The sequence below is a fragment of the Streptomyces litmocidini genome (assembly GCF_014649755.1).
Taxonomy (GTDB): Bacteria; Actinomycetota; Actinomycetes; order Streptomycetales; family Streptomycetaceae; genus Streptomyces; species Streptomyces litmocidini.
The window spans coordinates 489,283-507,281 of the sequence record NZ_BMTQ01000004.1 but is presented as its reverse complement, the minus strand read 5'-3'; the positions used below and the strand labels follow the sequence as shown (position 1 = coordinate 507,281).

Here is a 17,999-nt window from a genome sequence, read left to right as displayed (position 1 = left end):
TGCATCTTCTGGGAGCCCTTCACATCCGGAAGACGCCGAACTGGGGGTCACCCAGGGGCGCGTTGGCACAGGCGGTCAGGGCGAGGCCGAGGACCTGCCGGGTCTCCAGCGGGTCGATGACCCCGTCGTCCCACAGTCGGGCGGTCGCGTAGTAGGCGCTGCCCTGCGTCTCGTACTGCTCGCGGATCGGGGCCTTGAAGGCCTCTTCCTCCTCGGCGCTCCACCCGTCGCCGAGCTGGTCGCGCTTGACGGTCGCGAGGACGGAAGCGGCCTGCTCGCCGCCCATGACCGAGATCTTGGCGTTGGGCCACATCCACAGGAAGCGGGGGGAGTACGCCCGGCCGCACATCGAGTAGTTGCCCGCGCCGTACGAACCGCCGACGACGACCGTCAGCTTCGGCACCCGGGTGGTGGCCACGGCCGTGACCATCTTGGCGCCGTGCTTCGCGATGCCGCCGTGCTCGTAGGCCTTGCCGACCATGAAGCCGGTGATGTTCTGCAGGAAGACGAGCGGGATCCCGCGCTGGTCGCACAGCTCGATGAAGTGCGCGCCCTTCTGGGCCGACTCGGCGAACAGGATGCCGTTGTTGGCGACGATGCCGACCGGGTGGCCGTGGATCCGGGCGAAGCCGGTGACCAGCGTCTGCCCGTACTCGGCCTTGAACTCCTGGAAGCGGGAGCCGTCCACGACCCGGGCGATCACCTCGCGCACGTCGTAGGGGGTCCGGGAGTCCACCGGCACCGCCCCGTACAGCCCGTACGGGTCGACCTTCGGCTCCTCGGCCGGCTCGACCTTCCAGGGCAGCGGGCCCCGCTCGGGCAGCGTGGCGACGATGTTCCGGACGATGCGCAGCGCGTGCGCGTCGTCCTCGGCGAGGTGGTCGGTGACGCCGGAGATCCGCGAGTGGACCTCGCCGCCGCCGAGCTCCTCCGCCGTGACGACCTCGCCCGTCGCGGCCTTCACCAGCGGCGGACCGCCCAGGAAGATCGTGCCCTGGTTCCGTACGATCACGGCCTCGTCGCTCATCGCCGGGACGTACGCGCCGCCGGCCGTGCAGGAGCCCATGACCGCCGCGATCTGCGGGATGCCGGCGCCGGACATCCGGGCCTGGTTGAAGAAGATCCGGCCGAAGTGCTCCCGGTCCGGGAAGACCTCGTCCTGCATCGGCAGGAAGGCGCCGCCCGAGTCGACCAGGTAGAGGCAGGGGAGACGGTTCTCCAGTGCCACCTCCTGGGCGCGCAGGTGCTTCTTCACCGTCATCGGGTAGTACGTGCCGCCCTTGACGGTCGCGTCGTTCGCCACGATCACGCACTCGCGCCCGGAGACCCGGCCGATGCCCGCGATGACGCCGGCCGCCGGGGCCTGGTCGCCGTACATGCCGTTCGCCGCGAGCGGGGCCAGCTCCAGGAACGGCGAGCCCGGGTCGAGCAGCGCGTCCACCCGGTCCCGCGGCAGCAGCTTGCCGCGCGCGGTGTGCCGGGCCCTGGACTTCTCACCACCGCCCAGGGCGGCCGCCGCGAGCTTGGCGCGCAGGGTCGCCGCCAGCTCGTGATGGGCCGCCTCGTTGGCCTGCCAGGCCGCGGACGCGGGATCCGCCGCGCTCGTCAGCACAGGTGCCTGCTGCATCCCTCGAGCTCCCTTGCTCGGTTAATGAGCGTTAACGTATGTCGCTCAGGTTAACGACCGCTAACGGGGTTGTCTAGAATTGATCGCATGACCACGAGCCCGACGCGGATCGACGCGCCCACCCGCCGCGAGCAGATCCTCAAGGAGGCCGCCCGCCTCTTCGCCGAGCGCGGTTTCCACGGCGTGGGCGTGGACGAGATAGGAGCCGCCGTCGGCATCAGCGGCCCCGGGCTCTACCGCCACTTCCCGGGCAAGGACGCGATGCTCGCCGAGCTGCTCGTCGGCATCAGCGAGCGCCTCCTCGACGGCGGCCGGCTGCGGACCGCCGAATCGGACGGCGACCCCAGGGCGCTCCTCGCCTCCCTCATCGACGGGCACATCGACTTCGCCCTGGACGACCGGCCGCTCATCACCCTCCACGACCGCGAGCTCGACCGGCTCAAGGACGAGGACCGCAAGCGGGTGCGGCAGCTCCAGCGGCAGTACGTCGAACTGTGGGTCGCGGTCGTCCGCGAGCTGTACCCCGACGCGGGGGAGTCCGAGTCCCGCACGGCCGTCCACGCCGTCTTCGGCCTGCTCAACTCGACCCCGCACCTGGCGGCCCTCGGCCGCCGGCCGATGGAGGACCTGCTGCGGAAGCTGGCGCACGGGGCGTTCGGGGCGCTGAGGGCGTAGTCCCTCCGGTCCACGGGGCGGAACGGGGTGCCCTTCGCCTCCGGGGCTCGGCCAGAATGAACCCCATGCCGATACTCAGCCGCCCCGCCCTCGTCGAGCACCTCGTCCGCACCCGGATCGCGGGAGACGTCGCCACCCCGCGCGACAACAACCTCTCCCACTACCGCAAGCTCGCCAACGGCGACCGGCACTACTGGCTCGGCCTCGAACTCGGCGACCGCTGGACCGACGAGCAGGACGTGCTCGCCGTCATGGCCGAGCGGTGCGGGGTCGTCGACGACCCGGCGCACCGGGTCGGCCAGGACACCATCGACCCCGAGCTCACCGTCGACGGCCTCGACCGGATGGCCGCCCGGCTCCGCAAGGCCGCCGCGGGCCGTGAGCGGGTCCTCTTCGCGACCGGGCACCCCGGCTCCCTCATCGACGTCCACAGCCGGGTCGCGGCCGCGCTGCGCGCCCAGGGCTGCGACATCGTCCGCATCCCCGGCGGTCTCGTCGCCGACGAGGGGTACGTCGTGCAGTTCGCCGACGTCGCCGTCTTCGAACGCGGCGCGAGCCTGTGGCACACCCACTCCCCGGAGCCGATGAACGCGATCCTCGACGCGCTCGGGGAGCCCGGCCGCCCCGACCTCGTCATCGCCGACCACGGCTGGGCCGGGCGCGCCGGCCAGCGCGGGATCGACTCCGTCGGCTACGCCGACTGCAACGACCCCGCGCTCTTCATCGGCGAGGCGGAGGGCACGATGCAGGTCACGATCCCCCTGGACGACCACGTCCTGGACCCCCGCTTCTACGAGCCCCTGACGGCGTACACGCTGAACGCGGCGGGGCTCGCGGGCTGACCCGCCCCGCCCGTCAGCGCGCCTGGCGGGAGGTGGGGTCCAGGTACACCCGGCGGACGGCCGGGATCCGCTCGCGCAACCGCGCCTCGGCGCGGTCGCAGGCCTGTTCGATCTCCTCGGCCGTCGATCCGTTCCGGAAGTCGATCTTCGCGGCGACCAGGGCCTCGTCCGGACCCTGGATCAGGGTCGTCAGGTCGACCACCGCGATCACGTGCTCGTCCGCGAGCAGCTCCTCGTGCACGGCCTCCCGCAGGCTCGGGGGGAGTGCCCGGCCGATCAGGAGCTCCGCGTTGGAACGGCCCAGGACCCAGGCCACGTACACCAGCAGCGCGCCGATGAGGATCGAGGCGACGCCGTCCCAGACGCCCGAGCCGGTGAGCTGGCCGCCGATCAGGCCGCCGGCCGCGAGCAGCAGGCCGGCCAGCGCCGCGGAGTCCTCCATGACGACGGCCTTCACGGTCGTGTCCGGGGTGCGCCGCAGGTAGCGGGTGAAGGGGGTGCGGGTGCGCCGCGCCTCGGCCCGGACCTGGCGGACCGCCGTCCGCAGCGAGAAGCCCTCCAGGACGAAGGCGACGGCGAGCACCACGTACGAGGCGACCGGGTCGCCCAGGTCCTCGCCGCGGGTGAGGGTGTGGACGCCGTCGTACACGGAGAAGACCGCGCCGCCGACGAAGGTGGCGACCGCGGCCAGCAGTGCCCACACGTACCGCTCGCCCGCGTAGCCCAACGGATGGTCCTCGTCCGCCGGTTTCTCGCTGCGCTTGAGCGCGGCCAGGAGCAGCACCTCGGTGACCGTGTCGGCCACCGAGTGCGCCGCCTCGGAGAGCATCGCGCTGGATCCGCTGATGAGGCCCGCGACGGCCTTGGCGGCGGCGATGCCGAGATTGGCCACCGCCGCCACGATCACCGTGAAGGTGCTCTCACCGTTCTTCGGCCTGTCCGCCGTGATTTCCGCCATGGTCGGACTTATGCCCGGTCGTCAGCGCGGGACGCGGACCACACCCTCCTGGATGACGGAGATCGCGAGCCGCCCGTCCCGGGTGTGGATCCGGGCCTGGCCGAGGCCGCGCCCGCCGGACGCGGTCGGCGACTCCTGGTCGTACAGGAGCCACTCGTCGGCCCGGAAGGGCCGGTGGAACCACATGGCGTGGTCCAGGGACGCCCCGACCACGTCGCCGACGGCCCAGCCGCCCCGCCCGTGGGCGAGGAGGACCGAGTCGAGCAGGGTCATGTCGGAGACGTACGTGGCGAGGACGACGTGCAGCAGCGGGTCGTCGGCCAGTTTGCCGTTCGTACGGAACCACACCTGGGAGCGCGGTTCGCGCGGCTGCCCGACCGTCCCCCACGGAGGCGTCTCGACGTACCGCAGGTCGACCGCCGCCCGCGCCTCGATCAGCCGGTCCGCGACCTCGCGGGGGAGGTGGCGGGGGAGCATCTCGGCCGGCGTCGGCAGGGACTCCGGGTCCGGGGCGGGCGGCATCTCCACCTGGTGGTCGAGCCCCTCCTCGTACGTCTGGAAGGACGCGGAGAGGTGGAAGATCGGCTGCCCGTGCTGGACGGCCACGACCCGCCGGGTGGTGAAGGAGCGTCCGTCGCGGATCCGGTCGACCGTGTAGACGATCGGCGCGCCCGGGTCGCCGGGGCGCAGGAAGTACGCGTGGAGCGAGTGCGCGAGCCGGTCCTCGGGCACGGTCCGGCCCGCCGCCACCAGCGCCTGGGCGGCCACCTGGCCGCCGAAGACGCGGGGGACGAGCGCGGACCGGGACTGCCCCCGGAAGATGTCCCGCTCGATCCGCTCCAGGTCGAGCAGATCGAGCAGGTCGTCCAGCGCGGTGTGTGCTTCGGGCACTCAGAGACCCATCGACTTGGCGATGATCGACTTCATGATCTCGCTGGTGCCGCCGTAGATGCGGTTGACGCGGTTGTCGGCGTACAGGCGGGCGATCGGGTACTCGTTCATGTAGCCGTAGCCGCCGTGCAGCTGGAGGCAGCGGTCGATGACGCGGTGCGCGACCTCGGTGCAGAACAGCTTGGCGCTCGCGGCCTCGGCCGGGGAGAGCTCGCCCGCGTCCAGGGCCTCCAGGGCGCGGTCGGCGACGGCCTCGGCGGCGTCGACCTCGGCCTGGCAGGCGGCCAGCTCGAACTTGGTGTTCTGGAAGGAGGCGACCGGCTTGCCGAAGACCGTGCGGTCCGTGACGTACTGCTGGGCGAAGCGGACGGCGGCCTTGGCCTGGGCGTAGGCGCCGAAGGCGATGCCCCAGCGCTCGGAGGCCAGGTTGTGGCCGAGGTAGGAGAAGCCCTTGCCCTCCTCGCCGAGCAGGTCCTCGGCGGGCACCTTGACGTCGACGAAGGCCAGCTCGGCGGTGTCGGAGGTGCGCAGGCCGAGCTTGTCCAGCTTGCGGCCGATGGAGTAGCCCTCGGACTTGGTGTCGACGGCGAAGAGGGAGATGCCGAAGCGGCGGTCCTCGGCCGAGGGGGCGGAGGTGCGGGCGCACACGATCACGCGGTCGGCGTGGACGCCACCGGTGATGAAGGTCTTGGCGCCGTTGAGGACGTAGTGGGTGCCGTCCTCGGAGAGCTTGGCGGTGGTCTTCATGCCCGCGACGTCGGAGCCGGTGCCCGGCTCCGTCATGGCGAGCGCCCACATCTCCTCGCCGGTGACGAACTTCGGCAGGAAGCGCTTCTTCTGCTCGTCGGTGGCGAGCATCTTGATGTACGGCAGGGCGAGCAGCACGTGGACGCCGGAGCCGCCGAACTGGACGCCCGCGCGCGCGGTCTCCTCGTACAGGACGGCCTCGAACTTGTGGGTGTCCAGGCCCGCGCCGCCGAACTCCTCGGGCACGTTGATGCCGAAGATGCCCAGCTCGCCGAGCTTGTCGTAGAACTCGCGCGGCGCCTGGCCCGCGGCGAACCACTCGTCGTAGACGGGGACGACCTCGGCCTCGATGAAGGCGCGGATAGTCTCCCGGAACGCCTCGTGGTCCTCGTTGAATACGGTACGGCGCACGAGCCGCCTCCTTGTCGCTGCCGATTGTCTAAGCGCTTGCTCAGTCTGTTCCGTTCGAAGTTACCCAGCGGTCACCCGCCCTGTCCAGACTCCGTGCCTGTGATCCAGAGCCCCTTCGACGGGTCGTAGGCGTGGACCGGGCCCCCCTTCGCCCGTCCGCTCGTACGGAAGGCCGCCCCGCCCGGGTCCGCGATCCTCGCCACACCGCTCCGTCCTTCCGAGCTCCACTCCAGCTCCAGGTACCAGCGGCAGTCGCAGTGGGCCGCGCGGGCGGAGACCAGCAGCTCCTCGGGCTCGGCCGCGGTGACGGCGTACGGGAACCTCACGGCCGGGACCTCCCTCCCCTCCTCCCCCGAGGCGTCGTACCCGTCGACCGGCCGCGCGAGCGGGCGCGGCGCGTCGAGGTCCACGGCGAAGTGGCGGGGGGTGACGGCCCCGCCGCACCCCTCGTCCATGCGGTACGCCGACCAGGGCAGCGGCCCCGCCCGGCCCACCACCCGCACGTGCAGCCCCTGGAGGACGACGGCGGAGGCCCCCTTCCCCTGGACCGAGAGCCGCACGAGCGTCTGCCCGCCGTCCACGGCCCCGAGCGCCCCGGCCCACCGGCCGGCGTCGACGGGCACCGGAGGAGCGGGGACCCGCGCGGGGGGCCGGTCGGCGAGATAGGTGTGGCCGCAGCCGTTCTCCCAGAGGTGGGAGGAGACGGTGTACGTGAACGGGAGCGCCGTCTCCGGCTTCGCGCGCTGCTGCGGCTCCCGTCCGCGCCCGGGCAGCAGGACGCTCCCGAGCGCGAAGGCCACGACGGCGAGGACGGCGCCGCCCACGAGCCAGGACTTGCGGCGGGGCCGCGCGGCGGCGACCGCGACGGGCTCGGGCCCGGCCGGTGCGACGTCCTGGGCCGCCGGTGGGGCCGGTGGGGCCGGTGGGGCCGATGGGGCCGGTGAGGCCGGTGGGGTTGGTGTGGACGGTGCTGACGGTGCGGCGCCCGGTGTCGCCCGGCGTCCCGGGCCGGCGTCCCGGGCCGGGGGCCTGCGGACGCGGTCCGCGCGCCGCCAGTGCTCCTCCAGCTCCCGCGTCTCGTCCGCGCCGGCCCCGCACAACCGGCCCAGGCGCTCCACCACCGCGAAGGACTCCGGGACGGCGGCTCCGGAGCCGTAACGGTGCAGCGTGGAGGCGCTGACGCCCAGGCGCCGCCCCAGTGCCTCGTAACTCCGTCCGTCCCGTTCCTTCAGCGCGCGCACCCGCGCCGCGAACTCCTCGACCGCACCCATCCGCCCACCCCCGCTTGTTCCACCCCTCTTGCGTTCTCCCACGTCAGAGGGGGTGGAATGGTTCCGGGACGGGTGGAGGGCGCGTCGCCGTTGTCCGGGGCGGGCGGGGGCCCGACGCTGGTGGAGCACTGACCGAACGACCCGACGGGGGATCCACCACCATGAACGAGCTCCGCACCGCGCTCGCCACCGCCGCCGCTGCCGCCCTGGGCCTCGCGGCCCTCGCCGCGGCCCCGGCGCAGGCCGCCGCCCGGCCCGCCTTCCTCTCCGCCGCCCAGATGCCGTCGTCGTCGACGCCGTGGACCGCCACCCGGGTCTTCACCGGCGTCCCGGAGAACGGCGGCGCCCTCTGCGCCCCGTACAAGATCCCGGCGCAGAACTCCCGCTACCGCGAGTTCACCACCGAGCTCGACACCAACGGCGTCCAGATCACCACCGTCGCCCGCACCGAGGCCGACGCGGCGAAGCTGGTCGACACCCTCCGCAAGGCCCTCGCCGGCTGCGGGACCCTCCTGGAGCGACAGAACCCGGGCCTGCACGCCGTCAGCGCCTCCCACGGCAAGATCTCCGTGGAGGAGGGCGCCTGGGTCTACAGCCTGGACACCGCCGACCCGCAGATCGGCACCACCGACGTCCACCTCTTCGCCGTGGGCCGCGACGGCCGGACCGTCACCTATGTGCGGTGGGGACAGACGGGCGACCTGAAGGACGCGCCGCTGGCCGCCTTCCGCACGACGGCGAAGACGGCGGTGAACAAGCTCTGGTGAGCGTCACGGGGCGCGGAGCGCGAACCACAGCTCCATCCGCACGTCCGGATCGTCCAGGTCCCGGTCGAGCAGCGTCGCGCAGCGGGCGATGCGCTGGCGGACGGTGTTCCGGTGGATCTCCAGGGCCACCGCCGTCCGGTCCCAGCTGCCGTGGAGGGAGAGCCAGACCCGGAGGGTCTCGGTGAGGGGCCCGGTGAGCGGGGCCAGTACCTCCCGGGCGTACGCCGCGGCCTCGTCGCGGTCCACGAGCGCGGCGAAGCCGTGGGCACGGTGCCGGACGAGCGCCGCCCGGGAGGCCTCCGCCCTGCGCAGCGCCCGCGCCGCCTGCGCGTCCCCGGCCGCCAGCTCCGAGGCCGCCACGGGGGCGCTCGCCCCGAGCGTCCAGCCCTGCTGGGCGGTGACGGCGGTCGAGGAGGGGAGCAGGAGCCGCACGGTGCCGGGGCGCGCGCGGCCGGGAACGCCCGGCCCCGAGGCCGTGGCGCCTGCCGCGCCCGTGTCCGTGGCGCCTTCCGCGCCCGCGCTCGCGGTGCCTTCCGCGCCCGTGCCCGTGGCGTCCTCCGCTCCCGCTCCCGTGCCCGCGTCCATCAGCGGTGTCCCCAGCGCCGCCGCCAGGCTCGCCGCCGCGAACGGCGTGCCGTCGCCGCCCCGCGCGTGGACCACCGTCCAGGGGCCCGGCCCCAGGGCGCCCGCGACCTCCGCCGGGGCCACACCGAGCAGCAGCCGGACCAGGGCCCCGTCCCGTACGGTCACGTCCGCGCCCCGGTGCGGGGCCGTGAGCAGCGAGAGCAGGACCACCGCCACGCCCGCGATCGTGTGGTCGCCGGGGCCGCGCCGCTCCGTCGCCACCCCCAGGGTCAGGCCGTCCCCGCCGCCCAGGGCGTACGCGGCGAGCCGCAGCCCCCCGCCGTCCCCGCTCGCCGAGGCCGGCCCGCCCGGGCGCGGCCCGAGCACTCCCGCCAGGTCCCGCAGCGCCCGCGCCGCCTCCACCGGGACCTCCCGGCCCGCCGCCGCCGACTCCGTGCCGTCCACGCCGAACAGCACCGCCCGCCCCCCGAGCCGGGAGGCGAGCGCGCCGAGCACCGCCGGGACCGGGGCCGGCCGGGCCGCGGCCGCCGCCAGCGACTGCTGGGCCTCGGTCACCCGGCGCAGCTCGTGCAGCCGGGCCTCCGCCATCAGCCGCCACAGCGCCCGTGCCACCGCCGTGAACGGGGTCCGGGGCGGGACCTCCACGAGCGGCAGGCCGTGCCGCCCGCACGCGGCGACGAGCTCCGGCGGCACCGTGTCCCACACCGGGGTCACCCCGAAGGCGAGCGCCGCGGCCCCCGCCTCCACGACCCGGCCGACGTAGTGCGCCGGATCGGTGAGCTGCACGCCCGCCGTCATGAGCAGCTCGCCGCCGAGCAGGTACGGACAGGGGTCGGCCATCTCCGAGGTGTGCACCCAGTGCAGCGGGACGTCCTCGGGCCCGGAGAGCAGCCGCAGGCCCAGGTCGGGGCGGGCGAGCAGCGCGGCGAGCGGCACCGGCGGCGCCGGGGGAGCGGAGCCGGGCTCCGGGGCGGACATGCTGCTCATGGTTCCTTCGTACATCATCGGTGTCAGGAGTGGAGGAAACGTACACTTCAGCGGGGGGCGCGGACGACCTACCGTCGACACCGATCACCCGTTCACCCCCAGGAGGACCCCGACCATGAGCAGCAGCGACCAGAACGCCTTCCGCGGCCCGATCGACTCGTCCCGCATCCCGCGGTACGCCGGTCCCGCGACGTTCGCCCGTCTGCCGCGCCTCGACGAGGTCGGCACCGCCGACGTCGCCGTGGTCGGCGTCCCCTTCGACACCGGCGTCTCCTACCGCCCCGGCGCCCGCTTCGGCGGCAACGCCATCCGCGAGGCCTCCCGCCTCCTCCGCCCCTACAACCCGGCGCAGGACGCCTCCCCCTTCGCCCTCGCCCAGGTCGCGGACGCCGGCGACATCGCCGCCAACCCGTTCAACATCAACGAGGCCGTCGAGACCATCGAGGCCGCCGCCGACGACCTCCTCGGCACCGGCGCCCGCATGATGACCCTCGGCGGCGACCACACCATCGCCCTGCCGCTGCTCCGCTCCGTCGCCAAGAAGCACGGCCCCGTCGCCCTGCTCCACTTCGACGCGCACCTCGACACCTGGGACACCTACTTCGGCGCCGAGTACACGCACGGCACCCCGTTCCGCCGCGCCGTCGAGGAGGGCATCCTCGACACCTCCGCCCTCTCCCACGTCGGCACCCGCGGCCCGCTCTACGGCAAGCAGGACCTCACCGACGACGAGAAGCTCGGCTTCGGCATCGTCACCTCCTCCGACGTCTACCGCCGCGGCGCCGACGAGGTCGCCGACCAGCTGCGCCAGCGCATCGGCGACCGCCCGCTGTACATCTCCATCGACATCGACTGCCTCGACCCGGCCCACGCCCCCGGCACCGGCACCCCCGAGGCCGGCGGCATGACCTCCCGCGAGCTCCTGGAGATCCTCCGCGGCCTCTCCTCCTGCAACCTGGTCTCCGCCGACGTCGTCGAGGTCGCCCCGGCCTACGACCACGCCGAGATCACCGCGGTCGCCGCCTCCCACACGGCGTACGAACTGACGACGATCATGTCCCGCCAGATCGCGGCGGCGCGCGACGCGAAGTAACCTCCGCGGGCGCGGGCCGGGCGGTGCCCGACCCGCGCCGCCCGGGTTGTGGGCGTGCGTTCCGCGGGGCGGAACGGGTGGGCACAACCCGCCCACCGGGCCGCATCCGACCACCGAGCCAAGGGATCCCATGACCCACGACCACGACCTCGTGCTGCGTCCGACCGCGGCCCAGACGGAAGCCGCCCTCAACCCGCCCGAGGGGCGGAACGGCGGCGACCTCGTCGTCGAGACCCTCACCGGCCTCGGCGCCACCACCGTCTTCGGACTCCCCGGCCAGCACGCCCTCGGCATGTTCGACGCCCTGCGCCGCTCCGACCTCCGCTACGTCGGCCTCCGCGTCGAGAACAACGCCGGCTTCGCCGCCGACGCGTACGGCCGGATCACCGGCGAGGCGGCACCCCTCCTCCTCTCCACCGGACCCGGCGCCCTCATGTCGCTCGCCGCGCTCCAGGAGGCGGCCGCCGCCTCCGCCCCCGTCCTCGCCATCGGCAGCCAGATCCCGGCGGCCGGGCTCGGCGGCGGCCGGCACGGCTACCTCCACGAGCTCCGCGACCAGCAGGCCTCCTTCCGGGACGTCGTGAAGTCCGTCCACACGGTCCGCACGCAGTCCCAGATCCCCTCCGCGATCGCGGCGGCCTGGGAATCGGCGCTCACCGCCCCGCACGGGCCGGTCTGGGTGGAGATCCCGCAGGACGTGCTCCTCGCCGGGACGGGCCTGCCGGTGGTCACCGCCATGGACGCGACGCCCGAGGAGGTCGCCCCGCGCCCCGAGCTGACGGCGGTCGCCGCGCACCTCCTGGAGAACGCCGAGCGGCCCGCGATCATCGCGGGCGGCGGGGTCGTCCGCTCCGACGCCTCCGGCAAGCTCCTCGCGCTCGCCGAGAAGCTCGACGTCCCCGTCGTCACCACCTTCGGCGGCAAGGGCGCCTTCCCGTGGGAGCACCCGCTGTCGCTCCAGTCCTGGCTGGAGGACCGGCACACCACGGACTTCCTGGAGGACGCCGACGTCCTCCTCGTCGTCGGCTCGGGCCTCGGCGAGCTGTCCTCGAACTACCACACGTTCGCCCCGCGCGGCCGGGTGATCCAGATCGAGGCCGACGCGGGCAAGCTGGAGTCCAACCACCCGGCGCTCGGCATCCACGCGGACGCCCGCCTCGCGCTCCAGGCGCTCCTGGAGACGGTCGGGGAGCGCACCGACCCGGCCGCCCCCGAGCGGGTCTCGGCCGTCCTCGGCAAGGTGCGGGACCGGATCGCCGCGCAGGACCTCGGTCTGGAGCAGCGGATCGTCGCGGCGGTCCGGGAGGCGCTCCCGGACCGGGCCCCGAGCTTCTGGGACATGACGATCCTGGCGTACTGGGCGTGGTCGGCCTTCGACGCGCGGCACCCGAACACGATGCACTCCGCCCAGGGCGCGGGCGGCCTCGGCTACGGCTTCCCCGCCGCCCTCGGCGCGGCCGTCGCCGACCCGTCCCAGCCGGTCCTCGCGGTCTCCGGCGACGGCGGCGCGATGTACTCGATCGCGGAGCTGGCGACGGCGAAGCAGTACGGCCTCGACGTGACCTGGCTGATCGTCGACGACGGCGGCTACGGGATCCTGCGGGAGTACATGACGGGCGCGTTCGGCGAGGCCACGGCCACCGAGCTCACCCGCCCGGACTTCGTCGCCCTGTCCGAGTCCTTCGGCGTCCCCGCCACCCTGACGACCCCGGAGACCCTGGCGACGGACCTCGCGAAGGCCCTCGCCGCCCCGGGCCCGTCGGTGGTGGTCCTCCCGGCCCTCCTGAGGATGTTCGAGCCGACGCACCTGTGACGGGGGCGGGCGGCCCGCCCGGTCGTGGGGCCCGGCGACCCGCCCGTCGTGGAGCGAGTGACCCCGCCCGCCGCGGGGCGGAGCGCCTCCCGCCCGCCAGGCCCGTGGGGGGCCGGGCGGGCGGGTCGCTCAGTCGACGAGCCCCTCCCAGGCCTTCCGGTACTCGGCGAGCTGCGCCTCGTACCCCTGGCGGAACCGCTCCGCCCGCGGGGTGATCTGGTCGCCCTCCATGCGCCGCGGGGGGATCAGCCGCGCCACGTCGGCGAAGGCCGTCGCCGCGGCCTCGGCGACGGCCCCGCCCCGTTCCCGGGCCGCCAGCACGTCGAGGCCCGCGTTCCGCAGGAAGCCCCGGAAGACCGTCCGGGGCCTGCTGGCCGTGTCCTCCAGCTCACGGTCCGTCGCCGGCGTCACCCGCCCGGCCGCCGCGAACCCGTGCACCGCCCGCAGCGCCGCGTACAGCCGCCCCCACCGGTACGGCCTGTCCTCCTCGGCCTTTCCCACGGACCTCCCCTTCCCCTCCGCCCACGGAGCCGCCCGTCCGGCGGCCCCGGGGACTCCTACCCGCTCCGGCGGCGATTGTTGCGGCGGGATGAAATGGCACGTCGGCCGTGTTGGGCCTTCCGGTAGAACAGGACGAACGGGAGGCCCTCGTGGCGGTCGGGGAGAAACAGCGGGGCTGGGCGCGCAGGCTGGCCGGATACGCGTGGCGGTACAAGGCGAACACGCTGCTCGCCCTGGGATCCTCACTCGCGGGCATGGCCCTGCTCGCCCTCGTGCCGCTCATCACCAAGGTGATCATCGACGACGTCATCGGGACGAGGACCCGGAGCCTCGGCGTCTGGACGGGGCTGCTCATCGCCGCCGCCGCCCTCGTCTACCTCCTCACCTACGTCCGCCGCTACTACGGCGGACGCCTCGCCCTCGACGTCCAGCACGACCTGCGGACCGACATGTACGGCACGGTCACCCGGCTCGACGGGCGGCGGCAGGACGAGCTGTCCACCGGGCAGGTCGTGGGGCGGGCCACCAGCGACCTCCAGCTGATCCAGGGCCTGCTCTTCATGCTCCCGATGACCGTCGGGAACGTCCTGCTGTTCCTCATCTCGCTGGCCGTCATGGCCTGGCTGTCGATCCCGCTCACCCTCGTCGCGCTCGCCGTCGCCCCCGCCCTCTGGTGGATCGCCAAGCGCAGCCGCACCCGCCTCCACCCCGCCACCTGGCACGCGCAGCAGCAGGCGGCCGTCGTCGCCGGCGTCGTCGACGGGGCCGTGACCGGCGTCCGGGTCGTGAAGGGCTTCGGCCAGGAGGACCAGGAGACCGGCAAGATCCGCGAGGCCGGGCGGAAGCTCTTCGCCGGCCGGCTGCGGACGATCCGGCTGAACGCCAAGTACACCCCCGCCCTCCAGGCCGTGCCCGCCCTCGGCCAGGTCGCGGTCCTCGCGCTCGGCGGCTGGCTCGCCTACCGGCACCAGATCACCCTCGGCACCTTCGTCGCCTTCTCCTCCTACCTGGCCTCCCTCGTCGGCCCGGTCCGCATGCTCGCCATGGTCCTCACCGTCGGCCAGCAGGCCCGCGCCGGCGTCGAGCGGGTCTACGACCTCATCGACACCGAGCCGGTGATCGAGGACGGGACCAAGGAGCTCCCGGCGGACGCGCCCGCCACCGTCGAGTTCGACGACGTGTCCTTCGCGTACGAAGACGGCCGGCCCGTACTGGACGGGTTCTCCCTGGAGATCCGGCCCGGCGAGACCGTCGCCGTCGTCGGCGCCTCCGGCTCCGGCAAGTCGACCGTCTCGCTCCTCCTGCCGCGCTTCTACGACGTCGCCCACGGCGCCGTCCTCGTCGGCGGCCACGACGTCCGCGAGCTCACCCTCGACTCGCTGCGCGCCGCCATCGGCCTGGTCCCCGAGGACTCCTTCCTCTTCTCCGACACGGTCGCCGCCAACATCGCGTACGGCGTCCCCGACGCCACCCGCGAGCAGATCGAGACCGCCGCCCGCGCCGCCCAGGCGGACCGTTTCATCGCCGAGCTCCCGGACGGTTACGACACCAAGGTCGGCGAGCACGGCCTCACCCTCTCCGGCGGCCAGCGCCAGCGCGTCGCACTCGCCCGCGCGATCCTCACCGACCCCCGGCTGCTCCTCCTCGACGACGCCACCTCCGCCGTCGACGCCAAGGTCGAGCACGAGATCCACGAGGCCCTGAAGTCGGTGATGGCGGGCCGCACCACCCTGCTCATCGCCCACCGCCGCTCCACCCTCGGCCTCGCCGACCGCATCGCCGTCCTCGACGAGGGCCGCCTCGCCGACATCGGCACCCACGCCGAGCTGGAGGAGCGCTCCCCGCTCTTCCGCCGCCTCCTCACCGACCCCGAGGAGCTCGGCGCCGTCTCGCCCGGCCACCTCGTGCCGCAGGAGGAGCTTCCCGAGGACCGCACGCTGCGGGCCGAGCTGGACGCCGAGTTCGACGCCGAGCGGGGCATCACCCCGGCCCTGTGGGTACGGGACGAGACCACCGGCCGCGAGAGCCCCGCGCCCGGGGCGACCCCCGAGCTGCTCGCCGCCGTCGAGGCCCTGCCGCCCGCCACCGACACCCCCGACATCGACGAGGCCCGGGCCGTGGCGCCCGAGGACGCGTACGGGCTGCGCCGGCTGCTGCGCGGCTTCGGCGCCCCGCTGCTCATCAGCCTCGGCCTGGTCGCCCTCGACGCGGGCGCGGGCCTGCTCCTCCCGGTCCTGATCCGGCACGGCATCGACGAGGGCGTGAACCGGCTCGCGATCGGCGCCGTCTGGGCGGCCTCCGCGCTCGCCCTGGTCACCGTCCTCGTGCAGTGGGTCGCGCAGACCGCCGAGACCCGGATGACCGGCCGCACCGGCGAGCGGGTCCTGTACGCGCTGCGCCTGAAGATCTTCGCCCAGCTCCAGCGGCTCGGCCTCGACTACTACGAGCGCGAGCTCACCGGCCGGATCATGACCCGGATGACCACGGACGTCGACGCCCTGTCGACGTTCCTGCAGACGGGCCTGGTCACCGCCTTCGTCTCGGTCGTCACCTTCTTCGGGATCATGGTCGCGCTGCTCGTGCTCGACCTCCAGCTCGCCCTGGTCGTCTTCGCGACCCTGCCGGTCCTCGCCGTCGCCACGTACTACTTCCGCCGCTCCAGCGTGAAGGCGTACGAGCTGGCGCGCGAACGGATCAGCGTCGTCAACGCCGACCTCCAGGAGTCGGTCTCCGGCCTGCGGATCGTGCAGGCCTTCCGCCGCGAGCAGGCGGGCGCGGCCCGGTTCGCGGAGCGCAGCGACGAGTACCGCCGGGCGCGCGTCCGGGGCCAGTGGCTGATCTCGGTCTACTTCCCGTTCGTGAGCCTGCTGTCCTCGGCCGCGGCCGCCGCCGTCATGATCGTCGGCGCGAACCGCATCGAGGCGGGCACCCTCACCACCGGCGCCCTCGTCGCCTACCTCCTCTACATCGACCTCTTCTTCGCCCCCGTGCAGCAGCTCTCGCAGGTCTTCGACGGCTACCAGCAGGCCGCCGTCTCGCTGAAGCGGATGCAGGAACTCCTCCAGGAGCCGACGTCGACGGCCGCCGCCGACGCGCCCCTGGACGTGCTCTCGCTGCGCGGCGAGATCGCCTTCGAGGACGTGTCCTTCGCGTACGGCGCGGAGGAGGAGGCCCTGACCGGGATCGACCTGCGGATCCCCGCCGGTCAGACCGTCGCCTTCGTCGGCGAGACCGGCGCCGGGAAGTCCACGCTGGTCAAGCTGGTCGCCCGGTTCTACGACCCGACGAGCGGCCGGGTCACCGCCGACGGCACCGACCTGCGGGACCTCGACCTCACCGCGTACCGCCACCGGCTCGGCGTCGTCCCCCAGGAGGCGTACCTCTTCGCCGGGACGGTCCGCGACGCCATCGCGTACGGCCGCCCCGAGGCGACCGACGCCGAGGTCGAGGCGGCGGCCCGCGCGGTCGGCGCGCACGACATGATCGCCACGCTCGACGGCGGCTACCTCCACGAGGTCGCCGAGCGCGGCCGGAACCTCTCCGCCGGGCAGCGCCAGCTGATCGCCCTGGCCCGCGCCGAGCTCGTCGACCCGGACGTCCTGCTGCTGGACGAGGCCACGGCGGCCCTGGACCTGGCGACCGAGGCCCAGGTCAACCAGGCCACCGACCGGCTCGCGGGCCGCCGTACGACGCTCGTCGTCGCCCACCGGCTGACGACGGCCGCCCGTGCCGACCGCGTGGTCGTCATGGACCACGGCCGGGTCGCCGAGGACGGCACCCACGACGAGCTCCTCGCCCTGGGCGGCCGGTACGCGACGCTGTGGAACACCTTCATCGGCGAGGCGGAGGAGTCGGAGCCGGAGCGGGTCTGACCGCCACCGGGGAACGGGCCCGCATGCGGGGGCCCACCGGGTGGGCCCCCGGCGGATCCCCCACCGCCGTCCGACGGACCCGGACGAGGCGCGCGCCTCGAGACCCGCGTCCGCGCCACCGCCCCGCCCGCCGTTCCCGGCCTCCGGGACGGCCGGGCGGCGTCTGCGGAAGCCGTCCCCGGTCCGGGCGGGCCCCTTCGTCCCGGCGACCGCGCTCGCCGGGGTCGTCGCCCGGACCGCGTTCCGGGTCCAGTGCGGCGCGGAGGCCGTCCTCCTGTCCCTGGCCATGGCGGCCTCCGGGCGACCGGTACGTGCGGAGGCAACCATTCCGGAGCGGTGTGCGTCGTACGGCCGTACGACGACCCGCCCAGGGAGGGGAACGCATGAGCACGGACCGGCGGCCCGCAGGGCACGACCGCCCCGAGGGGTACGACCGCCCCGAGGAGCGGCGTCACCGCCCCGAGGGGGACGGCCGCCCCGACAGGCCTCACCGCCCCGCACCCGCCCGCGCCCTCGCGCGCGTGCTCGCCCCGCTCCTCGCCGCCCTCGCGCTGCTCCTCCTCCCCGGACCCGGGCCCGGCGGCGGAACCGCCGACGCCGCCGCCGCCTGCCACGGCCGGCCCACCCGGACGATCACCTTCGCCACCGGGGAACTCCGCCTCTACCGGACCCGCCAGTACGTCTGCGCCGTCACCGTCGCCGGGCGGCCCGGCCCCCGCCGCCCGATGTCCGTCTCGCTCCAGCCGCGCGGCGGCCGCCCCGTCGTCCGGGCCGGGCGCTTCGACCGGCAGGCGGGCCCCCTGACCGTCCACGCCCTCAACCGCTGCGTCAAGGCGACCGGTTCGGTGGCGGGCCGGGGCACGGCGACGGGCTGGATCCTGTGCTGATGCGCAGGAAAGTCCAAGGGTGAGGACCAACTGGGTCTGGCGGTCCGTACGTTGCCCCCGCTAGGTTCGCGA

The 17,999-nt window shown here is 74.3% G+C and carries 14 protein-coding genes; 7 read left to right on the top strand and 7 right to left on the bottom strand.

From position 1 onward, the window contains the following. Positions 1-19: 19 nt before the first annotated feature. A complete protein-coding gene (locus IE180_RS11855) occupies positions 20-1,627 on the bottom strand; it encodes a carboxyl transferase domain-containing protein (protein ID WP_190156764.1) in 1,608 nt (535 codons plus the stop codon). A gap of 87 nt (positions 1,628-1,714) precedes the next feature. On the opposite strand from IE180_RS11855, the gene IE180_RS11850 reads away from it, so the two are divergent. Further along, positions 1,715-2,302: an SACE_7040 family transcriptional regulator gene (locus tag IE180_RS11850; RefSeq protein WP_190156763.1), complete on the top strand. Its 588-nt coding sequence runs from the start codon at positions 1,715-1,717 to the stop codon at positions 2,300-2,302. A 65-nt stretch (positions 2,303-2,367) separates the two neighbouring features. Beyond that, positions 2,368-3,144, top strand: a complete 777-nt coding sequence (locus IE180_RS11845) for a phosphatase (protein ID WP_190156762.1) — start codon at positions 2,368-2,370, stop codon at positions 3,142-3,144. A gap of 13 nt (positions 3,145-3,157) precedes the next feature. Here the strand turns inward: IE180_RS11845 and IE180_RS11840 are convergent, their stop codons facing one another. From IE180_RS11840 to IE180_RS11825, 4 genes are all read right to left on the bottom strand, one after another. Next, positions 3,158-4,102 carry a cation diffusion facilitator family transporter gene (locus IE180_RS11840; RefSeq protein ID WP_190156761.1) on the bottom strand — a complete coding sequence of 315 codons (945 nt, stop codon included), beginning with the start codon at positions 4,100-4,102 and terminating at the stop codon, positions 3,158-3,160. A gap of 21 nt (positions 4,103-4,123) precedes the next feature. Further along, positions 4,124-4,993 (bottom strand): acyl-CoA thioesterase, encoded by an 870-nt coding sequence (locus IE180_RS11835; RefSeq protein ID WP_190156760.1) that lies wholly within the window; start codon positions 4,991-4,993, stop codon positions 4,124-4,126. Then, on the bottom strand, positions 4,994-6,151 hold the full coding sequence (locus IE180_RS11830; protein ID WP_190156759.1) for an acyl-CoA dehydrogenase family protein: 1,158 nt from the start codon (positions 6,149-6,151) through the stop codon (positions 4,994-4,996). Positions 6,152-6,222: 71 nt separating this feature from the next. Continuing rightward, entirely contained in the window at positions 6,223-7,422 is a 1,200-nt protein-coding gene (locus tag IE180_RS11825; protein ID WP_190156758.1) for a helix-turn-helix domain-containing protein, read from the bottom strand. Positions 7,423-7,583: 161 nt separating this feature from the next. Between IE180_RS11825 and IE180_RS11820 the strand changes: the two genes are divergently transcribed. After that, the gene (locus tag IE180_RS11820) at positions 7,584-8,189 is read left to right on the top strand and encodes a hypothetical protein (RefSeq protein ID WP_190156757.1); all 606 of its coding nucleotides are present in this window, start codon (positions 7,584-7,586) and stop codon (positions 8,187-8,189) included. A gap of 3 nt (positions 8,190-8,192) precedes the next feature. On the opposite strand, the gene IE180_RS11815 is transcribed toward IE180_RS11820, so the two are convergent. Further along, positions 8,193-9,761, bottom strand: a complete 1,569-nt coding sequence (locus IE180_RS11815) for a PucR family transcriptional regulator (protein ID WP_229860436.1) — start codon at positions 9,759-9,761, stop codon at positions 8,193-8,195. A gap of 115 nt (positions 9,762-9,876) precedes the next feature. On the opposite strand from IE180_RS11815, the gene speB reads away from it, so the two are divergent. Both speB and IE180_RS11805 read left to right on the top strand, forming a co-directional pair. Beyond that, on the top strand, positions 9,877-10,854 hold the full coding sequence (speB, locus tag IE180_RS11810; RefSeq protein ID WP_041129339.1) for an agmatinase: 978 nt from the start codon (positions 9,877-9,879) through the stop codon (positions 10,852-10,854). 130 nt (positions 10,855-10,984) lie between these two features. Further along, positions 10,985-12,667, top strand: a complete 1,683-nt coding sequence (locus tag IE180_RS11805) for a thiamine pyrophosphate-binding protein (RefSeq protein WP_190156756.1) — start codon at positions 10,985-10,987, stop codon at positions 12,665-12,667. A gap of 129 nt (positions 12,668-12,796) precedes the next feature. Here IE180_RS11805 and IE180_RS11800 read toward each other — a convergent pair whose 3' ends face one another. Next, complete coding sequence (locus IE180_RS11800) at positions 12,797-13,168, bottom strand: hypothetical protein (protein WP_190156755.1); 372 nt, start codon at positions 13,166-13,168, stop codon at positions 12,797-12,799. A gap of 149 nt (positions 13,169-13,317) precedes the next feature. Here IE180_RS11800 and IE180_RS11795 point away from each other — a divergent pair, with 149 nt between their 5' ends. Together IE180_RS11795 and IE180_RS11790 are read left to right on the top strand one after the other, a co-directional pair. Beyond that, positions 13,318-17,040: an ABC transporter ATP-binding protein gene (locus IE180_RS11795; RefSeq protein WP_190156754.1), complete on the top strand. Its 3,723-nt coding sequence runs from the start codon at positions 13,318-13,320 to the stop codon at positions 17,038-17,040. A 383-nt stretch (positions 17,041-17,423) separates the two neighbouring features. Next, entirely contained in the window at positions 17,424-17,927 is a 504-nt protein-coding gene (locus IE180_RS11790; RefSeq protein WP_373302732.1) for a hypothetical protein, read from the top strand. Positions 17,928-17,999 lie beyond the last annotated feature (72 nt).

What these genes read in the sequence shown, in the direction of transcription:
- IE180_RS11855 (WP_190156764.1), bottom strand. Translation starts at nt 1,627, where the DNA reads ATGCAGCAGGCACCTGTGCTGACGAGCGCGGCGGATCCCGCGTCCGCG.
- IE180_RS11850 (WP_190156763.1), top strand. Translation starts at nt 1,715, where the DNA reads ATGACCACGAGCCCGACGCGGATCGACGCGCCCACCCGCCGCGAGCAG.
- IE180_RS11845 (WP_190156762.1), top strand. Translation starts at nt 2,368, where the DNA reads ATGCCGATACTCAGCCGCCCCGCCCTCGTCGAGCACCTCGTCCGCACC.
- IE180_RS11840 (WP_190156761.1), bottom strand. Translation starts at nt 4,102, where the DNA reads ATGGCGGAAATCACGGCGGACAGGCCGAAGAACGGTGAGAGCACCTTC.
- IE180_RS11825 (WP_190156758.1), bottom strand. Translation starts at nt 7,422, where the DNA reads ATGGGTGCGGTCGAGGAGTTCGCGGCGCGGGTGCGCGCGCTGAAGGAA.
- IE180_RS11820 (WP_190156757.1), top strand. Translation starts at nt 7,584, where the DNA reads ATGAACGAGCTCCGCACCGCGCTCGCCACCGCCGCCGCTGCCGCCCTG.
- IE180_RS11815 (WP_229860436.1), bottom strand. Translation starts at nt 9,761, where the DNA reads ATGAGCAGCATGTCCGCCCCGGAGCCCGGCTCCGCTCCCCCGGCGCCG.
- speB (WP_041129339.1), top strand. Translation starts at nt 9,877, where the DNA reads ATGAGCAGCAGCGACCAGAACGCCTTCCGCGGCCCGATCGACTCGTCC.
- IE180_RS11805 (WP_190156756.1), top strand. Translation starts at nt 10,985, where the DNA reads ATGACCCACGACCACGACCTCGTGCTGCGTCCGACCGCGGCCCAGACG.
- IE180_RS11790 (WP_373302732.1), top strand. Translation starts at nt 17,424, where the DNA reads ATGAGCACGGACCGGCGGCCCGCAGGGCACGACCGCCCCGAGGGGTAC.